20 protein-coding genes are annotated in these 20,387 nt (G+C 37.2%); 7 read left to right on the top strand and 13 right to left on the bottom strand.

Translation table 11 applies throughout. The annotated features are described in order from the left end of the window. Positions 1-62: 62 nt before the first annotated feature. Both EG339_RS11405 and EG339_RS11400 read right to left on the bottom strand, forming a co-directional pair. Complete coding sequence (locus EG339_RS11405; RefSeq protein ID WP_061083927.1) at positions 63-1,229, bottom strand: FecR family protein; 1,167 nt, start codon at positions 1,227-1,229, stop codon at positions 63-65. A gap of 62 nt (positions 1,230-1,291) precedes the next feature. Continuing rightward, positions 1,292-1,873: an RNA polymerase sigma factor gene (locus tag EG339_RS11400; protein ID WP_061083928.1), complete on the bottom strand. Its 582-nt coding sequence runs from the start codon at positions 1,871-1,873 to the stop codon at positions 1,292-1,294. A 240-nt stretch (positions 1,874-2,113) separates the two neighbouring features. On the opposite strand from EG339_RS11400, the gene EG339_RS11395 reads away from it, so the two are divergent. From EG339_RS11395 to EG339_RS11380, 4 genes are all read left to right on the top strand, one after another. Further along, a complete protein-coding gene (locus tag EG339_RS11395) occupies positions 2,114-3,445 on the top strand; it encodes a hypothetical protein (protein ID WP_123870234.1) in 1,332 nt (443 codons plus the stop codon). A gap of 12 nt (positions 3,446-3,457) precedes the next feature. Beyond that, complete coding sequence (locus tag EG339_RS11390; RefSeq protein ID WP_061083930.1) at positions 3,458-3,847, top strand: hypothetical protein; 390 nt, start codon at positions 3,458-3,460, stop codon at positions 3,845-3,847. 49 nt (positions 3,848-3,896) lie between these two features. Continuing rightward, positions 3,897-4,277, top strand: a complete 381-nt coding sequence (locus EG339_RS11385; protein ID WP_061083931.1) for a hypothetical protein — start codon at positions 3,897-3,899, stop codon at positions 4,275-4,277. A gap of 390 nt (positions 4,278-4,667) precedes the next feature. Next, positions 4,668-5,132: a hypothetical protein gene (locus EG339_RS11380; RefSeq protein WP_123870233.1), complete on the top strand. Its 465-nt coding sequence runs from the start codon at positions 4,668-4,670 to the stop codon at positions 5,130-5,132. 571 nt (positions 5,133-5,703) lie between these two features. Here the strand turns inward: EG339_RS11380 and EG339_RS11375 are convergent. The 4 genes from EG339_RS11375 to dinB form a co-directional block, all read right to left on the bottom strand. Next, positions 5,704-6,393: an O-methyltransferase gene (locus tag EG339_RS11375; RefSeq protein ID WP_061083933.1), complete on the bottom strand. Its 690-nt coding sequence runs from the start codon at positions 6,391-6,393 to the stop codon at positions 5,704-5,706. Between the two features lie 276 nt (positions 6,394-6,669). Next, complete coding sequence (locus tag EG339_RS11370) at positions 6,670-7,122, bottom strand: PA2169 family four-helix-bundle protein (protein WP_061083934.1); 453 nt, start codon at positions 7,120-7,122, stop codon at positions 6,670-6,672. A gap of 65 nt (positions 7,123-7,187) precedes the next feature. Next, positions 7,188-10,232 (bottom strand): DNA polymerase III subunit alpha, encoded by a 3,045-nt coding sequence (locus tag EG339_RS11365; RefSeq protein ID WP_061083935.1) that lies wholly within the window; start codon positions 10,230-10,232, stop codon positions 7,188-7,190. 2 nt (positions 10,233-10,234) lie between these two features. Continuing rightward, positions 10,235-11,392 (bottom strand): DNA polymerase IV, encoded by a 1,158-nt coding sequence (gene dinB, locus EG339_RS11360; protein WP_061083936.1) that lies wholly within the window; start codon positions 11,390-11,392, stop codon positions 10,235-10,237. Positions 11,393-11,471: 79 nt separating this feature from the next. Here dinB and EG339_RS11355 point away from each other — a divergent pair, with 79 nt between their 5' ends. After that, positions 11,472-12,251, top strand: coding sequence for an XRE family transcriptional regulator (locus EG339_RS11355; protein WP_204991134.1), 780 nt, complete (start codon positions 11,472-11,474; stop codon positions 12,249-12,251). A 48-nt stretch (positions 12,252-12,299) separates the two neighbouring features. On the opposite strand, the gene EG339_RS11350 is transcribed toward EG339_RS11355, so the two are convergent. From EG339_RS11350 to EG339_RS11320, 7 genes are all read right to left on the bottom strand, one after another. Continuing rightward, positions 12,300-13,325 carry a hypothetical protein gene (locus EG339_RS11350; RefSeq protein WP_061083937.1) on the bottom strand — a complete coding sequence of 342 codons (1,026 nt, stop codon included), beginning with the start codon at positions 13,323-13,325 and terminating at the stop codon, positions 12,300-12,302. Positions 13,326-13,351: 26 nt separating this feature from the next. Continuing rightward, entirely contained in the window at positions 13,352-13,672 is a 321-nt protein-coding gene (locus EG339_RS11345; RefSeq protein WP_123870232.1) for a hypothetical protein, read from the bottom strand. A gap of 19 nt (positions 13,673-13,691) precedes the next feature. Continuing rightward, entirely contained in the window at positions 13,692-14,465 is a 774-nt protein-coding gene (locus EG339_RS11340; protein ID WP_112376463.1) for a DUF2314 domain-containing protein, read from the bottom strand. Continuing rightward, positions 14,459-15,037, bottom strand: coding sequence for a hypothetical protein (locus EG339_RS11335; RefSeq protein ID WP_123870231.1), 579 nt, complete (start codon positions 15,035-15,037; stop codon positions 14,459-14,461). Before EG339_RS11335 ends, EG339_RS11340 begins: the two co-directional genes overlap by 7 nt. A gap of 7 nt (positions 15,038-15,044) precedes the next feature. After that, positions 15,045-15,593, bottom strand: a complete 549-nt coding sequence (locus EG339_RS11330) for a hypothetical protein (protein ID WP_061084794.1) — start codon at positions 15,591-15,593, stop codon at positions 15,045-15,047. A gap of 9 nt (positions 15,594-15,602) precedes the next feature. Further along, positions 15,603-16,718 (bottom strand): putative toxin, encoded by a 1,116-nt coding sequence (locus EG339_RS24255; protein WP_185097493.1) that lies wholly within the window; start codon positions 16,716-16,718, stop codon positions 15,603-15,605. Positions 16,719-16,779: 61 nt separating this feature from the next. Continuing rightward, complete coding sequence (locus tag EG339_RS11320; RefSeq protein WP_061084796.1) at positions 16,780-18,279, bottom strand: regulatory protein RecX; 1,500 nt, start codon at positions 18,277-18,279, stop codon at positions 16,780-16,782. A gap of 620 nt (positions 18,280-18,899) precedes the next feature. Between EG339_RS11320 and EG339_RS11315 the strand changes: the two genes are divergently transcribed. Next, positions 18,900-19,424: an RNA polymerase sigma factor gene (locus tag EG339_RS11315; protein WP_082723084.1), complete on the top strand. Its 525-nt coding sequence runs from the start codon at positions 18,900-18,902 to the stop codon at positions 19,422-19,424. A gap of 82 nt (positions 19,425-19,506) precedes the next feature. Continuing rightward, positions 19,507-20,337: a FecR family protein gene (locus EG339_RS11310; protein WP_061084798.1), complete on the top strand. Its 831-nt coding sequence runs from the start codon at positions 19,507-19,509 to the stop codon at positions 20,335-20,337. The last annotated feature ends 50 nt before the right edge of the window (positions 20,338-20,387 follow it).

The following is a 20,387-nucleotide window of genomic DNA, read 5'->3' as shown; positions in this document are numbered from 1 at the left end:
CGGAGTGCGCTAACACTCCGGCATCTTTTCTTGGGCCAACATATGAAACAGTAATTCTTATTTTATTGGATAATGACAACCCTCCTTCCATTCTTTACGTCAAACTGTAAATTTGTGATCTGTTCCAGTGCATAGATAACAGTGGATAGTTTCTTGTCCCTGCTTATCGTACCATGTACTTTTATATTTGGCATTTTGCTATAATCAACATCAATGTCATACCAGCGCTCAAGCTGTTTAAAAACTTCTTTTAGTGGAGTACCGTCAAATTGAAAATCATTTCTTGTCCATGCGGTAAAAGGTTCGGTATCTACATCAATGACCAAAAACAGTGGAGAGAGAGAACTAAGCTGACTTTGTTGCCCAGGTGATAATTTTGTGGGCATATCCTCCCGCAAAGTGCTGACCTGAACGCTGCCGCTGACCAATGTTGTCAAAATTGCAGGTTCATTCTCATAAGCATTGATGTTAAACTTTGTGCCCAGTACCTTAACCTGTTGCCCTCTGGAAGAAACAAAAAAAGGTTTTGACTTATCGTGAGCCACCTCAAAGTATCCTTCTCCTATTAGCTCAACGAGCCTTACATTACCTGTGAACTGTGTAGGGAATTTCAACGAAGATTCCGCATTCAGCCATACCTTTGTACCATCAGGCAAAGTCATTTTATATTGTCCTTTTCTCGGGGTGGAAAGTGTGGCATATTGAACCGTATTCGCTGCTATTGAAGTGCCATCTGTATAAAAAGTACCGTGGACATCCGTCCTGATCGGCTTACCTTTTAGATCCACAGTTTTACCATCCTGAAAAGTTAATGTAGCCTGATCTTTTCCCGGACTGACATCCGCAGTCGTGATCAATATATTATCCTGTAACTCATCTTTAGACTTGAAATAATAGTGGATTGCGGCGACCATCCCAAAAGCAAAAATAACCGCAACCGCAGTCCGCCAATACATTCCGATTCTTTCTCTGGAATTACGTTTTGTTAATTTCGTTCTTAATTTTTGAAGTGCCTCTGTATTGTCTGATTCTATGCTACTGAAATCAACCATATCTTTTGCCAATTGCTCTTCATTCTTTAACTGCTCGAAAATCTCCCTATTGGATTTACTTGCACCGATCCAGATTTCAATTGTTTTAGTTTCCAATACAGTCAGTTCCTCACCACGGACGAACCTCGTTAGTATAGGTACAATAGTTAGTTCTTCAAAAATTTTATGCTCGTCCATTGGTCGCTGTTTAATATAAAAACAGGAAATGACCAGCGTTTGTCCAAAAGAAATTGAAAAAATTATAAATAAAATAGTAATAATGCCATTCCTGAGCTTGAAAGGGTCTTTTTGAGTAAAGAAATCGCCCGGGATTTTTGGCTATTGACTGTACTGATGCTAATGTCTAGCTCCACAGAAACCTCCTTCGGACTTTTGCCCTCCATCAGCTTCTCCATAATCGCCCTGCATTGGACGGGTAAAAGTTCAATTGCCTGTTGAAGTTCCTGATATAATTCCGCCTGCACAATCTTGCTCAGCACATTGTCTTCAAACTCCTCGATATTCTGCGCGTAGGTATCGAACCTCCGCAATCGTACCTTTTCTTTTTCAATGGCATTCAGGCAGCCATTTTTTACAGATATATAAAGGAATGCTTTTATACTGGATAAAGAAACAACCGATTCTCTACGGTCATATAATTTAAGAAAAGTATCCAGCACAATTTCCTGAGAATTCGCCTGATCATAATTTAAGAGAAGCCTATTGGCAAAGAACGTCAGAGCGCTATTATGTAAGAGGAAAATACGTTCAAATGCCTGCTGATCACCGCTTCGAAATTCCTCTAGCAGTGCCCTTTCGTCGATCAAATTCCGGGATATCATAATAGGGCCATTGGTAACTCTTGAGTAAAGTTAGAGAATTTTAATTTTATTCAGAAATCTTTATTTACAGATATCCCTGTGATATAGCTTTTCAAACCTTGCCAATTAATACAGATCCCCTTACTACCTGTATAGATTTTTTGCCTTTTGTCAAAAGAATTAAGCTTTTATACCCTTAACTTAGTATAATTAATTCATTCAATGAAGAAATAGAACTACACTAACCTAAAACCACATAACATGTTAACAACTATTTTCAGAAAACTAATTTGTGCAGTATTTGCAATTATGCTGCTGCAGTCTTGTGAAAGGGATATGGAAAACTATCCACAAAACGATGAAACCTCACTGGCCAAAAAATGGTATGAGGACAATGGGAAACCTTTTCCCTTAGATTGGTCAAAATCACAGCTCATTAACGGAAATAATAATACGCAGCTTGTGGTTCCCGTGCAGAACGGTACAACACTTGGTCCCGATAGTTCCATGCAACAAAACCTTGTGTTTACTATAGAAGGAAATAAAGTAACAAACGCGAATAAAGTAAATCTCTTTTCTGACACCCGTTCAGTGTCTGAATTTTCAGGGGAGGCTATTACTAATTTCGTAAAAAAACAGGTGTATCGTACCAAGGATCTGGGAAAAGTATATTATATGGTATATGATTTAAATGATACGTTATTGTACAGCCAATCACTTGATGCAAGTGGCCTTAAACAGATAAACCTGCAATTGAAGATTAAGGACGACAACATCAATGTAACAAAAGAAAACGGTAAACCTGACACAAGTAAAAATATACCCGTTGTATGCAGCGAGTGGTATCTGGTACAGTACTTCGATGATGGTACCGAACTTTGGACCTATCTATACACCACCTGCAGCGGCACCGCAACCGGTGGTGGCGGAGGTGGTGGTGGCGGAAATAATCATGGAGGTGGCAGTGGCGCGCCTGCCTCAACTTATTACAACTCTCCGGCTGAACCAATTAATATCCAAGAGCTTATAAATTGCTTCAATAACATCCCTTCTAATGCCCAAACAACCTACAAGGTAACGATCCATACGCATCTTGCCAATCCAAACAACGCATATCAGGTGTACAATGTTTCGGACAATGATCCTGGACATGCTTACATAACCATGCAAAAAACCAATGGCTCAGTTACCCGTTCGCTAACCTTTGGGTTCTATCCCCAAGCAGGAACTTGGATGACGGGGGTGAAAAATGCCGAAAACTCTGCAATTGGACAAGAAGTTCCCGGAACACGCAGAAGCGATGGCAGTTATACAATAAGCGTATCTGAGGCTGCTTTTAATAACGCACGAAATACCGCCCTGACCGGAAGTACAAAAAAATACGATCTTAATGATTTTAACTGTACGAATTATGCCTTAGGTGTTTTTAATGCAGCACTAGGTGGAACGGGATTACAGGTTCCCAATAGCCCAATCGGCTATAAGACACCTTCAAGTTTGTACCTAAAGCTGAGTGATATGAAAACAGCGGGAACTGCTGGTATTTCCCTTACACCAAGTATGGCCCCGACCAGCACCACTCCATGCAACTAAAAAAAAATAGATATGAAGAAGAAAAATATGAAGAAAGCAATAATCGTAGTGGTCGGCACTATTCTCTTGATTCCCAATCTACCTTTTATTGGTAAGGATATTCATCACTGGTTAGACGAGGGATACTTTAAATATTCCAATTTAGATGGATCATATTATCTTACGCAAGATTTTAATTTTAAAAGTCCTGGATTCTCAACCTTTGGTTTTGAATACTTCGTAAAAAACACCTCCCCCGCAAAAGAAAACCGGAAGCTTTACAGATTATATAAGATTAATCCGCTATGTTTTTGGCGATGGAGCTACTATCTGCGGCACAGTATTCATTTAGATTATATGGACCCTGGTGTTATCGAAAAGAATATGGAGAAAAAAAAGGTCGATACTAATAAAGTAATGTAGCATTAGGTCGTATAGTTTCGCCAGCTAGCACGAATGATCAGAAAAGGATATGAAGAGAAAACTCATTAAAGGAATTGTACTATTTGTATTGGTTATTCCCAATACACCGATTATCGGTACGGAAATATTGAAGTCCATTGATGGTGACCATTTTCGGTATTCAAATGCAAATGCTGCTTTTACAGGCATTGAGTATATTGATATTTTTGCCCCTTGGATGAGCAAGTGGACAACTTATGGATTTATCTATGATACGAGACCGGAAATGACCAATATGGAAATTTTTAGACTTTATAGAATCAACCCGTTGTGTTTTTGGCGTTGGCGTTATTATTTAACTGTCAGCAGACATTTCGCGTATCGGGACTGGGAAAAAATAGAGCCAAACAGAGTTCCCTTCGAACCATCTAATAGATGGCAGGATTTCTGATTTTTTCTTAAACTGCACACTTGGAAAAACTCTCATTTTATGGGAGTTTTTCTAATAAAACCCTGCAAAGCAATATCATGCAATAAAAAGTTCAACGGACCTTCATACCTCAAATAATACTGACCTCAAGCAACTGAACAAAAATATATGAAGAGGAAAACAATTATTGTGGTACTCAGCGCTATTCTCGTGATTCCCAATATCCCACTTATTGTTGAGGAAATTGCTCATCGGTTAGATGAGGGATACTTTAGATATTCTAATTTAGCTGTAGCATTTCGTAGTCCATAATCGTTCACTAAAAAAACAATCCTGAACTAATACTAAATAGATCAAACATGCCAATTCAGTCAGGAATGCAAACTTATTACACACTTTTAATTTATGACCGTGAAATTCTTAAAATCAATATCAACTTTAATTGTTACGTCTTCTTTTTTTTTCGGGTGCTCAAAAAGCAATGATGAAAAAATAGGATGTACCTTTCAGATTACACCCGTATTTCTAGATTTTAATGTCGTAGGTGCGGCATCGGGCAAAGACTTATTTTTCTCTGCTGATCCCACCTATCAAATTAAGGATATCTATTTCTTTAAGGTAAAAGACACCGCTAAAAAAGATACTATACGGCCTTCAGTTGAGGGAACAGGAACTGAAAGAATTTTTAAAATCTCACCGGATAATAAACTTTTGGCAGATACACTCATGATGCATATCGGTGAGACCCCAGTGGATAAATTGGTCGTGAAAATGAAAAATTCCGATGGCCCATGTTCCAATCCTATTCTTGGCGAAGTATTTCTTAATGATGTTAAATTGAATTATGATCAAGGAAAAGTCCGAATTGTGAAATAATTTTTTAACCAAATAAGTCAAAATAATTATGGAAACTTTATCAGAACTATTAAACGAAACACAGGGAATATTATTACAACGGAAAAAGGTTCTATATAAAAAAACGCACCTTTAAAAGATGCGTTTAAAAACTAATAACCATGAAACGTATTAAACCATAAGTAGAATTATACGTGTATTTGAAATATACTATATTTTTTATGTTGACCGATACTATTATCCCTTAATCGAATTATGACAAGGTTCACAATTTTCAGGTGCAAATTTAAGGAATAATTTCAGACCCGCCTACGGGTTTCCGTAATCTGATTAAAATTATTCTCGTATTGATAGACCTTAAAACATCTTTTTTCTGGGAAGCCCAATCTCACTTTCCTGCGGATGAGGAGCCTTAAAGGTCATACTGACATCTTCCTTTTCCACAAATCCTCTCCTAAAAGATAGAGTGCCTTGCATTCAGTATCATCATGTCGCGTACTGACAGACAAAGTGAAAAAAAAAGACTAATCTTACGACTAGTCTACAATATACTATTAAGATGGTTAGTTAACACATAACCAATATACGATATTTAAAGCTTAATCGTAAATTCCATCGCTTTTTTTGGATATACGGTTGTTGAAAGATACCCATTTTCGGGATTGCGTACATAATCAAAATAGTCCTTCATGGAAGGTTGAAATCCCTGAACATCATCCACAAAGATCACTGCACCTTTTTTCAACTTCGGTTCTATGAGCTTGAATACCGCATATACCATGTCCGGCCAACCATCAAGAAGGACAAAATCCCATTCCACATCCAGATCCTTTAAAGTCTGCATCGCATCCCCCTCCAAAATCTCAACATGCTCGTTGACACCTGCTTCAATAAGATTCTGTCGGGCAATTTTAACCTTATGGGCTAAGTACTCCGTAGAAATAACTTTACCTCCATTGTCCTTCGCCGCTTTTGCTAGATAGATTGTAGAAATTCCAAAAGACGTTCCAAATTCGAGGATATTTTTCGCATTCAGTGCTCTCGCTTGCATATAGATAAAGGTACCCTGATAAGGTAGTATTGGTATATATTTATCCTCATAAAAGCTTTCATTTTCTGTTTTCCAGTCTATTCCTTTACCAAAGAACTTAAATGCTTTGGGCATGAAATGAAAAACCATCGACCAGCCCTGCTTGAGAGCTTCCTTATACAGCCTAGCCAATGTATTTTCAGCTCTGCTATCGTGTAGAACTTCAAAAAGTTCTGGGGTTACTTTGGGCATATCACTTCCTTAAATTAAGTTATTAAGAACTATTCTAAATAATAAAAGTAAGAAATATAATGCAGATAATGCTTATATACCCTAAAAAGTCCTTCTAATCCGCTTACATCATCATTTGGGGCTGAAATAGATCGATTGTTGCTGTGTTCTATTTGCGGTAACATTAACTCTCTAATACACGCAATTATATTCTGTATAATCTCCTAAAAGAAAAAGCTGTGTTAGTAAATCAACACAGCTTTTCAACCATTTTCTATACAATCTAATCCTTATTTTTTATTTGCTCAAATCTCTGAGAGCTTTGACTGCATCATGGCTCGCCTGGATACCATCCTGTTGTTTTAATAAAACTTCACGAACATCTTCTCCGAGCTCATTTTCCTGCAGTGCGTCTTTGTATGCCTTTTTAATCGCATCTTCCCCACGTTCACATTCTTCCAGGATACTGTGACGGTCACTACCGCCAAAAGTTGCCTTTATATCGATCCAAGCGCGATGTAATGCTCCAAGGACCGTATTCCCATCTTCGGGAACTTCACCCTTGCTTCCCACAAGTCCCGCAAGCTCTGTAATATTGCTTCGGCTTTGTGAAGCGAATTTTTCAAAGGCAGCTTTAAGATCTATGTTTTCGGCGTTAATGTCCCTGATAGCTTTTTCAAAGCCTTCAGCTCTATCGTTGTTGATCTCTATTAAATCATTTAAGACTTCGACAATTTTGTGATTTTCCATTTCCTATCTGTTTTTCTAAATAACCGATCCCCAGAACAATTTGTTTAAAATTTCTTCAAAAGAATCTAAAAACGTTTTCTGGGAAGTCCTATTTCATGTTCCTGCGGATAAGGGGCCCTGAAAGTCATACTGACATCTTCCCGAATCCGCTGTTGCGCTTCATATTTCTTCTCTTCATCATGGGAATACCGCGGGTCAGGTATAAATGGCATCTTTGCCATTTTGGTGATCGTTATTGTCGGAAAATGGAAATCAACTTCCACAATCCCCAATAATAGATAGCATCCCCCACCCTGAAATGGATATTTTTCAAGGCAGTCAGCAAAATGAGCAGTGTCAAAATAGTTGCCCTCAACATCTATCCATGTACCAAAGTACATTGTTCCCCTTTTTGTAGGAACATGTTTCCTTGAAATCAGATAGGCAAGCATCTTCACCTCTTTTTTGTGATGATCCGTAAGATCTTTGGCCATAACCGTACCTCGATACTTCGTCTGCAGCAGATCAAATGGTGTACACGAAACTGGAAAGCTCAATATCTCAATTTCATCGAAGGCATCTTCAAAAACATTACGTTTCAATTCTGGAAACTTGTATTCTTTTATAGGTTCTTCAAACAGTGTCTGAAACCTTTTCTCAGGTTTAAACTCTCCCAATAAAAGCCTAGCTTTGAGTAAAAGTTCATTCTTGGGTATTCCAGTAAACCGAAACGCTCCGATAAAGATTAACGTCTGTAAAGTCTCAATACCGATTGGAATCCTTTTTATAAAATCCTCAATAGATTTATACGCTCCATTCGCCCTCCGTTCTTTCGGGATAAGCTGAGCGAGTTTCGATTCCACTTTTTCAAGTAGCATCAAGCCCAGGTAAATTTCCTCACCATATATTGTTGTCTCATATTCACTTTTATTCACGCATGGATTAAGGATCGTTCCTCCGGACATCCTTGCTTCGTGAACATACACTTCCGTTCTGTAAAATCCGCCCATATTGTTTATGGCGGAAACCATAAATTCCAAAGGATAGTAGACTTTCAGATACAGGCTCTGATAGCTTTCCACCGCATAGGAAGCTGAGTGGGCTTTACAAAACGAATACCCCGCAAACGATTCTATCTGTCTGTAAATTTCCCTGCTCAGCTCCTCTGGGTGTCCTTGGTTGCTGCAAGATGCAAAAAAATACTCCTTAACTTTTTGGAGTGCACTTAATGACCTACTTTTTCCGCTCATAGCCCTTCTAAGGATATCGCCATCGGCAGCAGACACCCCGCCATAATGAAGCGCAATTTTTATAACATCTTCTTGATATACCATGATACCATATGTCTCTCCCAGCTGCTTCTCAAAGACAGGATGGAAATATTCAAACTGGTCAGGATTGTTATGTCTAAAAATATACTCGTGCATCATTCCGGACTGAGCGACACCTGGTCTGATAATGGATGAAGCAGCCACCAACACTTTATAGTTATCACACTTTAGCCTTCTGAGCAATCCCCGCATAGCAGGCGATTCGATATAGAAGCAACCTATCGTTCGCCCCTGACTTAGATAGTCATTACACTTTACCTCATCTTTAGATAGTGTGGTATCTTTAATATTAACCTTGATCCCCCTTTTTTCTTCAAGTAGCCTTACGGTATCATTGATCGTACCTAGCCCCCTTTGCGATAAAATGTCAAATTTTTCAAAACCGATCTCCTCAGCTGTATGCATGTCCCATTGTACAATCGGAAATCCTTTTGGGGGCATTTCAAGAGCCGTAAAGTTTATGAGTGGTTCTTCAGAGATTAGAATGCCACAAGAATGCATTGACCGTTGGTTCGGAAATTTCTCCAGCAGCTTACCATACTTCTGTACCTGCTTCACAATATCATCCCGAAAAACTCTTTCGGGATTTTTACTCAGTTCGTCAAGCTCCTCCTTTGGTAAACCAAAAGCCTTTCCTACCTCCCTGATAATCGACTTATATTTGAATTCAACATTCGTCCCACAAAATGCGACATATTCTTTCCCATACCGATTGAATATATAATCGAGTATAATATCTCTTTCCTGCCAGCTCCAATCGATATCAAAGTCGGGCGGACTTTTCCGGTTAAGATTCAGGAATCTTTCAAAATAAAGATCCAGTTCAATAGGGCATATATCGGTAATGCCCAAACAGTATGCAACAATTGAATTGGCTCCGCTCCCACGTCCCACATGCATAAAGCCCATGCTATTACTGTATCGGATGATATCCCATGTAATTAGAAAATAACCACTAAAGTTTAGTTCATCAATTACCTTTAATTCCTTTTCGATCCGCTTAGTTGCTATCTCGTGATTTCTACCATAACGACGTTCCAGTCCAGCATAAGCCAATCGCGTGAGCAGCTTCAGGTCATCGGCCTTGGTACCCGTATAATGTTTTCTATTTCTGGGTGTCGAAAATGCAAATTCAAAACTGCATTGTGAAAGTAATTTTTGCGTATTCTCAATAATTTCAGGATAATGACGATAGATTTTGCATACTGAATCCACAGAACGAAAATATTCAGATTTCCGGCACACTTCTTTTTCCGCAAGTTTGGAAAGCAGGGTATTGTTATCAATGGCACGTAAAATCCGATGAAGGTTATATTCTTTTTTTGTGCTGAAAGTAATGGGACAAAGAATAACCATTTTGGGAAACAGCTTTTTATACTCCGACCTTATCAAAAGATTAAGTTCATCCTCATAGATTCCCACATATTCATTTTCTCCGAGGTTTTTTGGAATATTGCTCAGAGGATATATAATAAAATTGTGGATTAATTCAGGCTGCAATGGTAACTCTATATTATCGCAATTGTACGAAGTGAGCATTTTGTTTACTTCGGCAAGCCCACTAAACTCTTTTGCAATTGCTATATAGTATAATTCACTTCCGTTGCGCACCTCAACACCAACAATCGGGCGGATATTATTTTCTTCGCATTTCTTTTTAAATTCATACACTCCGGTCACCGTATTAATATCGGTTAGAACAAGTTCCTTTATCCCCAGTGCTAAAGCCTGATAAATAAGGTCGTCTATGGAAAGTGTTCCATAGCGGAGACTGTGAAAGGAATGACAGTTTAAAAACATACCTACAAATGCTTCCGTGAAAAATTGAATCCAACAGCCCGACCAACCGCATCTTTACCGAAACGGTTTTTAATATTATCCATCGCCTGGTACAAGCTGATAAGCTCCGCGTTATCTTCAAAAAGATTCATCTGATAACTGCCGTGAACAAGATCGGTAAATCGCAGGCCAACCAAACGAAGCCGCATACGTCTTGTATAAATCTTATCAAATAGTTCCAGTGCAACTCTTGCTAAGGTATGGTCAGAAGAAGTATAACTCACCCGGCATTGTTTGGATTCGGTATCAAAGTTCGAGTATCTGATCTTGATCACTACGGTTGACGTCAGCCATTTCTCCTGCCGGAGCTGATGGGCAAGCTGCTCTGCCATTCCTGATATCAGACCTTTTACCTCATAGGTATCCATTGTATCGCTGCTAAATGTCCTTTCCTTGGAAATGCCCTTCCTTTCAGTATATGGAATGACAGGAGTTTCATCGATACCGTTTGCTTTCTTCCATAAATCGGCACCATTTTTACCGATCATCTGCTGCAGGACCTCCACAGGCATTTCAGAAAGTGTCCCTATGGTTCTGATACCTACTCGTGAGAATAATTGAAAAGTAGCATTTCCCACCATAGGCATTTTTTTGATCGACAATGGATTTAAAAATGACTGAACACCAAAAGATGGTATCTCCCGGTGTCCGTGCGGTTTGGATTCCCCAGTTCCTATTTTGCTTACGGTTTTGTTGGTAGATAGTGCATAACTTATCGGTAAACCAGTTTCCTTTTCGATCTTTGCCCCAAGCTCATTTGTCCATTTGTAAGCGCCGAAAAACTTATCCATCCCCGTTAGATCCAGGTAAAATTCATCGATAGAAGCTTTTTCCATTACGGGTGCACTTTCTTCTATCACCTCAGTCACCATATGGGACATTTTGGAGTAAAGCTCCATATCTCCTTTTACAACCTTTGCCTGTGGACAGAGGCGAAGCGCCATTTTCATGGGCATAGCTGATCTTACCCCAAAGGTGCGTGCCTCATAGCTACATGAAGAAACTACACCTCTATCCCCACCACCAATGATCAGTGGAATCCCGTTAAAACCGGAATTTACCAATCTCTCACAGGACACGAAAAACGTATCCAGATCCAAATGCACAATCGATCGCTCCATTTTGTTACTAAATTATTTAGCAAATCTGGTAAGTTTTATCACAATTTACATTACATTTGCTGTGATAAATTATCACAAAATGTCAACAATCAATCTCCTAGCAGATAACATAAGGTATTTACGTCTTAAGCAGGAACCGAATCTTTCGCAAGAAAAAATTGCTGAGAAATTACTGATTTCCAGAGATTCATATGCAAAATATGAGACAGCGAAATATACTCCTCCATTAGATGTTCTATTAGCAATTTCACGATATTATCATATCAGTACTGACCTGTTATTGACTGTAGATCTAAGAAAATATAAGCTGGAAGAAATGCTCAGTCTACCAGACAATAGAATTTTACTGCCCATAAAAACAGATTCAATAGGTGAAAATAAAATTGAGATTATTCCCTACAAAGCATCAATGGGTTATTTGGCAGGATATTCCGATCCTGAGTATATTGAAAATCTCCAAACGATGTCCCTACCCTTTCTTCACAATGGAAAATATAGAGCCTTTCCTGCAGAAGGTGATTCAATGCCACCTTATCAGGACGGCACCTATGTAGTAGGCAGATATGTTGAAAGCATAAATGATATTAAAGTGGGCAAAACCCATGTGCTTATAACCCGATCAGGATTTACCTTTAAACGAATTGAAAGTATAAACAATAATTCGATAACCGTAAGATCCGACAATACATTTTATGATAGTTACCATATTCCCTTTAGTGATATTTGGGAAGCTTGGCAGTATGCAGGTAGTTTTTCCAGTGAGGAAATGGAAATAATTGACTTTGCAAATGAGGACGTAAAATCGATGCTTATAAAGTTGATGCAGGAAGTTCGGGAACTTAAAAACAAAGTTAGCTAAAACACCGTCTTAGCTAACTTTTCCATGAACCAAAAATTACTCAGAAACTCAATTTTTCAATCTAACATCCTCATATTTTTTTCTTTCGCTTTTTAATGACGTTAACCATTCCAAATACATTCCTTCTGGCATATTTCTATACCCGATCTGATGGATACGCTTATACTCTTTGTTTAAAGATGCGAGTAGCTCTTTCGCTTTCGGATCAGAATGCTCCATTTTCCGATATTGTTCTTTGTGGGTCTCCGCCTGTAATAATAAAGCTGTGACTAAATACGGGCTTACCTGCAATGCCCTTTCTGCGCACTTTAGGGCAAAACTTCCATCATTTTCAGGAAATGCTCGTTTGTATGCATTTGCCAGATCAACCAAACATAAGCCAAGGCTATCGCGATTGTCAAGTGCTTTCATATAAACTCCATTTTCAATAGCGTTTAAATGGATAAATCCCGACGCCATCAACCAGGCATCCTGTGGAAAGATACCACTTGTCAGCTCTGTATTATACCAACCGATGGATTTTATATTGTGCTTAATATAAATATGATTCGGAGCCAATGCAAGATTAGCTTCCACACCTAATTCCTCTGCAAGAATTTTATATAGGTAAGGTAACGAATTACAATTACCTTTATGGGTATTCACCAGTTTGGATACAAAAAGGCTTGTCAGATCTTTATGCCCGAAAACGTCTTCAAAATCATAGGAAAATGGTTTATATTTTATTGTGTCCTGATCTATTAAAATTGGAGTTTCTTCGCAAATTACCGAAAAGATTGCAGCATATTTACTTACTGTTTCTTTATCTTTTTCATTATAGGTCAGATCGCGGTTACGAACAATAGTTTTACAGAAGTTAGCCATAAATTTTATTTTCCTGTCAACTTCCGTTGTATCCAATTTCCCCTGATAATATGCGTTTTCTACATTCAATACTGCTGTTTTAAAACTGTATTTCTGTTTATCGTTAAGCATATTATCAATAGTCAGATAAGCATCATCATAAAATCGGTTTTGCTGCGATTTCATCTGACCTGCAAAAAAGAAAGATAAAAAGATATAAAAGTGTTTCATAATCTGGTACCCCAAAATGGGTAAATTTAAAAATTTGGATTATCTAAATGATCGATGATATCTATTGCAAGTATATCATCTGTCTTTCGGTCATACTGAGAAAGATAATAATTTATCAAAAAGCTTAGCTCTTTAAGCGAACAAAGGCGTTCGTAGGTCATTTCACCATCTTTGACTATTTTTCCCAGTCCCTTTTTGGACTTAAAAAACCTGTATATAGTATCAACTCCCACCGTGAACTCCGCATATAGGATTATTTTCTCATAATCAATATCATTAAATTTTTCACCGAGTAAATCATTAATTGTATTTCTTCTGATCGCTTTTATAATTTCATTTAATTTCATGGTTACCTGCATTTTAATTTTAGTCTACTAGATTTAATACTTTCCATCCATCATTCTCTGTCAAACCAACCCAGAATTTATTAACTGTCACAAATCCATCCGCATAAATGAGCTTTTCTTCAATAAGTTCCTGCTCTCCTCTTCTTTCTAAAAGATTGAATACCCGTTCAATCGCCTCAAAATTTGGAAAAGCTTTATTTCCAAGATCTTCTTGTAACGAAACTTTCAATACGTTTGCCAGCTGTAGACGGGTCTTTGGGTCGAAAATCATTGCATGCTCCAACATTACATTTTCAGCCTCCCAATAAAAATCTTTACAGGATAGAATACCGTCCCAATTCCTGTCATTATAAAAGTTTTCCAGTGTCATGAGTGCACCTTCAGGTGTCGAACGGTCCGCCTTAAAAAAATCATTACCATGATCAATACAACATCCACAATAATTTTCAAAACTTAGTTGTTCATCCCTAGTTAGCGTATCGTAATAATGACGTATGGTATAAGCCCCTATCATTCTTTCATTATCAATTATCATCCAGTCGGCAGCATCATTTCGGGAAATGATGTGCGGTTGACCATTTTCAACTAAAGTTCCTTTATAATATTTACCGTCAGTTTCTACATTTTCTAACCAAACGAAGACTTCATTTTCATTTTTGAACTTTATAGAATTATATCCTTCAAATCCATTATCAATTACATGATCAAAATACCATATCGTGCTTTTTGCCTTGTATAAATTATATAGATATTCATCGTTTACATCAATTGTTATATGATTATCCGTCACCATTTTAGGATTTTTGGAGGCAGCTGTTTCTGAGGAAGGTAAAAATTTATTCTTTCTTGTTTAAGTATATCTCGTTTGATGCTTACAAAATCGATATTAAATCGAGAAATTTTATTTGAATCACTTTGTTTAAAAACTTTATCTTCCAGCATCATCATCGCATCATTAAAATCTTTATCCATAAAAGGCTTGATAAAACAGATTTTATCCTCATCATTCCCTAACTTAAGTCCTAAAAAATTAGAACTACCAGCATATCCAATACCTTGATCAAGTTGTTTTCTAATAACAAAATCCTCCAACTTCTTAGATGAGAATATACTTAGCTTTTCTATTTCATTAGCTGACAGTTGATATTTATAATAAGCAGAATCTTTTGAACGTTTTAAAAACACCCATAGAACACCTTTCTTATCTATTTTTGAAAATGAACCAATTTCTACACCCTCACCCGAATGCTCGTAAGTAATAAACCTAAAATCATCGTATTTTACACCTTTACTACCTTTACTTATGCTGAAAAGAACAACTAATACAAGCATACATATCAAAACGAGCGCTATTTTTCTTTTCATATTCATTTTATTCTTTCAATAGTGGTTCAATATCTTTATGAAATATTTTAACAAAATCATCCACGGAAATTTTTCTGTTTTCAATAAATACTCGTAATAAACTCATAAACGGCTCCTCGTTCCCCTGTTCTGTTGAGAGTTTTTTAGCAGTTTTTGATTTTAAAATATTATAAATAGATAGTAATATCGCATCCTTAACTCCTTTATCGTTTGTATCACAATAGGCTCTGAGTAGAAGCTGAGCAACACCTACCCCTGCTTCCCTAACACCTAGTGCTCTAATTATTCCTTCCTTATTTTTGTTATGATAATCTTTTGTGAGGTGCGCTGTTAAAATGTCAATTACTTCCGGATATGGCGACCTAGTATTTACTAAATCCCATATATTACTTGCCTTTACACCTTTCAATTCGATCTCTTGCAGCAAAGCTTGTGTTTCAAGATTCAGTTCTTTTTCAAATTCCACTCGCGCGTTTTGCATTTCAGAAAATTCATCGTCTGTCTTTACTGGTTTCTGTAATAATGTAACGAATATCTGTTCCCAATTTGGTTTCATACTTAAATTTTATTGTGGTATAAATTTATGAGTTATTTGATTTGCTTCAATAGCCTTGCGCAAAGGACCACTAAGTGTAGTATTTGGCCTCGTATATAATATCATTTCTCTATTCGTTGATTGAGAATAATTTAGATAGTCACGTAACTGACGTGTAAAGCTCTGACTTTTTACATTCTTTACCTCCTCCAATGTAGTTGCTGTTAAACGGTCTGGAAATCTCATCTTACCACCTATATCTACACCAACCTTCGGTCCTGATATTCCAACAGCTTCTTCTCCGGCCTGCCCTAATCTTCTTGCCTCACTTAATGCCGACACACCTTCTTTCACAGCGAAGGCCCTTCTAAATGCATTGAAAGTTCCCCCTGTCAATAAACCTATTGCCGCCTCCTGTACCAAAGGATTTTCAGAGACAAGCATTTGAATATCGGTTTTTCCTCTTGAATCTGGTATACCGCTTATGGTAGGACCGTTAGGATCTCCAAATGCTGCCATACTTAACCCAGGTGCCATATCCCCTGCATGAATAAGGGGATCAAGATTGGTCATTACACCCAATGGGGCCAAAAGAGAATTATTGGTATAAGAACCGTTGGCATTTAATGCGGTGGTTGATCCATTTTCAGTAGTGTATGTACCGGACTTTCCTAAATAAGTTTCATTGGCACCAGCGGTTGATTGACTTGTTGCATTATTATTCCAATATATACTATTTGTCTCCCTATTGTGTACCCAATCAAAAGCAGCTCTACCGTCAGGATCAATATTTTTAATAGGATTATTAAACGCATAATTGTAAGGTGTCCAACTTGAAAACTCCTCACTCAATGGGTCGGGACTCATCCACCTGCCATGTGTATCACCAATTGGCTGTGCGTCCGGATCATTAAGATCGATCTCAATGAAATCAACGATTTCCCCTTTTTTAACATTAAACCTTACCGATCCAATCGTGACGATACTATCCTGGTCATGAAATTCCAGATACTTTCCTTTGCTCAGCGTGGCTACTTTCGGATAGTATCCATACTTTTTGAATGGGTTTCCCGCCTCAATGTTTTTTCGCCTTCTTTCTGCTTCGGAAGGACTTAGGCTGTCTCTGGTTTTGAGAACTTCGCCCATATAGGGACGTGATCTTTCCTCCTTCGTAAGCCTAACTGGATTGACCCATTCCTTTTTTTTATTAGATTTTATCTTCTGATTTACCTGCGCATGGGAAAAACTTAGCAGGAACAACAGCAGAAAAAATAAGTACTTTCTCATAATTTGTTTGTTTTTCGTTAATGGTTAATAATTCTCTAAGTATCCTATAATCTTTGGGTTTCTCTTTTTTTGGAGGGGATGGTTTTGGTTGTTTCTTCGCCTTTCTAAGTTTCTCTGCATTTAATATTTTAATACGTTCGGCGATTTCATCACTTTTTTGTTTGTTTTCTGTGCCCTTTAAAGAGCCAAGCCATTGTTCATACTGTTCCGCAGGCATTTGTGCAAAACCGGACTGGTCTATATAGTCAAACCCGGCCTTTATTTCCAGAAATTGATTTTCCAGTGGAGGATAATTCCTGATCTTTTGCAACTGTTCCTTATTTTCAGGATCAATATTTACCCGGTTACATGCCTGCATAAACCTCATTTGATCTGTGTTACTTTTCCATAAGGTTGCGTTAATATTATTCGGATTGAGCTCCAGTGCCTTTCCTAAAACTTTAGCTACGAACTCATCATAGCCAAACTTGTGGATATACCCGCTCGCAAGGTCAACGTAAGTCTGTGAAAGGACTTCCTTTTTCGTCATATTTTGCATATAAAGCTTATTCTTAAGGGCTTCAGCTTTTATATAGCCGGAGTTTAATACGAAAGAGTTTGCGGAAAACATTCCATTGGTCAGCTCCACGCTGAGATCTTCCCCATCATCGTCCTTGAAACGTATATAAGAATGATTGGGTGACACAACAAGAAAAGCCTCGGCACCGATCTGTTCAGCCAATATCAGATAAAGTAGCGGCATAGAATGACATTGACCGGTATTTGTTTTCATCAATTTGGAAACAAACATCTTACTGTAATCCTTTGTGCCCATATAATCTTCAAAATCATATTTGACGGCCTTATGGACTACTTTTCCATTCTGCTTTGTATCTTGTGAAAAGTATCTAAATATTGAAAGGTTTTTAGCAACATTATCAGAATCTTCTATTCCATTTTGCTTGAGCTGCTGTCTGATAATGTTAGTAGCTTTCTGAATCTGCGTTTGATAGGCTGCCTGAAAGTTCCGGTCATTGTTGTTATATGCATTCTCAACCAAAAAAACAGCATCTGTAATGGAGTAGTTTTCAGGGTCAAACTTCGTTAGGTTGTCATAAGCCCGATAATAAGAATCGGTCCCTTTTCGATCAGATAAAGAACTAAGCATATAATTTTTCGCATGGGATTCCTCCCTGATCATAGCCATCTGCCGTTCAACCTCTTTATTTATCTCTTCCTGATCGTCTCGGGGTGTAACGTTCTTATAAGGATTTGAATTGGAATAAATATTTGGAGAGGCGGATCTATGTGTAGGTTGATTATTAAGACTTTCTGGTACACTATAAAGATTAGAAATACCTGGTTTTTGCGGCAGATTTGGGATCTGTCCATATATATAATGATAGCTTAAAAATAAACTAAATAATAATATTTGTCTCATCTCAAAGGTGTGTTTTTCAAGGTTAATTTTGGCTTCGCAATTTATTTTATTTTTAACAACTAGACATCCGTATTTTCACGGAAATTTGAATAAAATACGCTGCCTAGATATTTATTATCAATGAATTAAAAGCGAAATTAAACTGTCAAAACGTCAAAACCTGTCGTATAATAACTTAAATTATTAAGGTTTTGCACTGATGTATTCTTGGGTAAATACAAAAGGCATGGAACCAGATACGCCATCTTTGAGAGGTACTGCGAAGAACCCATAACCTAATGACGACCTAGCCCATGCCCATATTTTGAGACACAGGCGTAAGTCTGTCAATAGTCAGGTTATTTGGAAGTTTCGCAGTTTTCTCAAAACCTTTTTGACAGCTTACGCTTTTTTTTACGATAAAATTAGGGTGCTAATATATAAATATTTTTACAAACGAAAATTATTATCACTAAAATATGATATAAAATCTTTAATTAAATTATAAACGAAATATACTACAATTTTGCATAATATACTTTAATTTTTATATCGCAACAATGCAAATATATTGCTAAAATAAACATATTTAACAAATTATACGTAAATTTGTGTACTGCGAATTATCCTAAAAACCTTAAATGTCATTATTTTCACGCAATAAAAACAGCTATGATATTATGTTTCAGAAAATATATGAAACATATCGCAAACGTGTTTTTGATATTGCGATTGCCAAAGTAAAAGACAGGGATGACGCACTCGATATAATGCAGAACGTCTTTTTTCATGTATGGAAATATAAAGCATCCCTCACATCAGCAAATACTGAAAGCATAATCATAAAAACATGCAACCAGGAAATCTCTAATTTCGCTTCCCGAAAAAAGAAACAACCGTTTCTATTAGAAATATCAGATCTTCAATTACAGGATGATTCATCCGATGCCTTAGAAACACAGCTAGAAAAAGAAGAAATGTTAAATGCTGTACATCTTAGTATAGAACTCCTACCAACTGCAAGAAAACAAATTTTTAAGCTGAATAAACTTGATGGCATTAAACAAGAAAAAATTGCAGACCACCTTCATCTTTCGACAAAAGCCGTGGAAAACCAAGTTTATAAGGCAATGTCATTTTTACGAAACTATCATAAAAAATCTTAATTTAAGTTAAAAATAGTTAATTTTTACTATTTATAGGGAGGACTTTTGCCTATTCTCAGGTATATATAATAAAGCCCATCCTATGAACAATGAAAAAAACGAAATTGAGCCCCTTACGGATCAGGAATCAAAAGAGGTATGGGAGAAATTAACCTCTCGTATTAAAGATTATGAATTAAAGAAACAGAAAAGGAAAATGATCCGTTTCACTTCTTTGATGGTTGCAGCCATATTGGTACTGATCGGTAGTATAGTTTCGTATCGATCTTTATACATTCCAGATGTATATCAGGCAACTCAGAATGTTTTGACCATAACCTTAAAAGATGGCTCCATAGTTACATTATCCAAAGGTGCAAAATTAACAGTCGAAAAATCGTTCCCGTCAGATACCAGAGATGTCCTTCTTGAAGGTGATGCCATATTTAATGTCAGCAAATCAAAAACTCATCCTTTCATTGTCCATGCAGGAAATTATCAGGCTAAAGTACTGGGAACGATATTTAAGGTTGTGCAAAGTGGATCAAACTTAAATATAGACCTATATGAAGGTAAAGTTCAGGTCACACAGAATGAAAGGATAAAAGAATCATATGTGATTCATCCAAATGAAACTTTTTCGAATCTCGGAGATACAAAGGTTGCAGTGATTACCCCTACAAAAAAAGAAACCTCAGAAAAAACAGCGTCAAAGGTCAGCATCTCATTTAGAGACTATGATTTACAACAAGCCATAAGCACAATTGAAAAGATCTATGGAATAAAAATTATTTTCCCTGAAAATAGAAGTTATTCTAAAATATCTATCGTCGCTCCCGAGGAAACGGCCGATAAACTCCTTGAAAGGGTCGCAATACAATTAAACCTAAACATAGAAAAAGTCAATGAGAACACATTTCAACTGGAGGAGTAAAATCCGCTCCATGATTACAGTGGGCACGATCCCAGACACCTAAAAAAATG

Source organism: Chryseobacterium bernardetii (genome assembly GCF_003815975.1).
Lineage (GTDB): Bacteria > Bacteroidota > Bacteroidia > Flavobacteriales > Weeksellaceae > Chryseobacterium > Chryseobacterium bernardetii.
Note: the sequence above shows the minus strand (reverse complement) of the source record. Positions and strands in the feature narration are given on the sequence as shown.

Bases quoted from the DNA above. Each gene is read 5' to 3' on its own strand.
- EG339_RS11405 (WP_061083927.1), bottom strand. From the start codon at position 1,229: ATGGACGAGCATAAAATTTTTGAAGAACTAACTATTGTACCTATACTA.
- EG339_RS11400 (WP_061083928.1), bottom strand. From the start codon at position 1,873: ATGATATCCCGGAATTTGATCGACGAAAGGGCACTGCTAGAGGAATTT.
- EG339_RS11395 (WP_123870234.1), top strand. From the start codon at position 2,114: ATGTTAACAACTATTTTCAGAAAACTAATTTGTGCAGTATTTGCAATT.
- EG339_RS11390 (WP_061083930.1), top strand. From the start codon at position 3,458: ATGAAGAAGAAAAATATGAAGAAAGCAATAATCGTAGTGGTCGGCACT.
- EG339_RS11385 (WP_061083931.1), top strand. From the start codon at position 3,897: ATGAAGAGAAAACTCATTAAAGGAATTGTACTATTTGTATTGGTTATT.
- EG339_RS11375 (WP_061083933.1), bottom strand. From the start codon at position 6,393: ATGCCCAAAGTAACCCCAGAACTTTTTGAAGTTCTACACGATAGCAGA.
- EG339_RS11370 (WP_061083934.1), bottom strand. From the start codon at position 7,122: ATGGAAAATCACAAAATTGTCGAAGTCTTAAATGATTTAATAGAGATC.
- EG339_RS11365 (WP_061083935.1), bottom strand. From the start codon at position 10,232: ATGTTTTTAAACTGTCATTCCTTTCACAGTCTCCGCTATGGAACACTT.
- dinB (WP_061083936.1), bottom strand. From the start codon at position 11,392: ATGGAGCGATCGATTGTGCATTTGGATCTGGATACGTTTTTCGTGTCC.
- EG339_RS11355 (WP_204991134.1), top strand. From the start codon at position 11,472: ATGTCAACAATCAATCTCCTAGCAGATAACATAAGGTATTTACGTCTT.
- EG339_RS11350 (WP_061083937.1), bottom strand. From the start codon at position 13,325: ATGAAACACTTTTATATCTTTTTATCTTTCTTTTTTGCAGGTCAGATG.
- EG339_RS11345 (WP_123870232.1), bottom strand. From the start codon at position 13,672: ATGAAATTAAATGAAATTATAAAAGCGATCAGAAGAAATACAATTAAT.
- EG339_RS11340 (WP_112376463.1), bottom strand. From the start codon at position 14,465: ATGGTGACGGATAATCATATAACAATTGATGTAAACGATGAATATCTA.
- EG339_RS11335 (WP_123870231.1), bottom strand. From the start codon at position 15,037: ATGAAAAGAAAAATAGCGCTCGTTTTGATATGTATGCTTGTATTAGTT.
- EG339_RS11330 (WP_061084794.1), bottom strand. From the start codon at position 15,593: ATGAAACCAAATTGGGAACAGATATTCGTTACATTATTACAGAAACCA.
- EG339_RS24255 (WP_185097493.1), bottom strand. From the start codon at position 16,718: ATGGGCGAAGTTCTCAAAACCAGAGACAGCCTAAGTCCTTCCGAAGCA.
- EG339_RS11320 (WP_061084796.1), bottom strand. From the start codon at position 18,279: ATGAGACAAATATTATTATTTAGTTTATTTTTAAGCTATCATTATATA.
- EG339_RS11315 (WP_082723084.1), top strand. From the start codon at position 18,900: ATGTCATTATTTTCACGCAATAAAAACAGCTATGATATTATGTTTCAG.
- EG339_RS11310 (WP_061084798.1), top strand. From the start codon at position 19,507: ATGAACAATGAAAAAAACGAAATTGAGCCCCTTACGGATCAGGAATCA.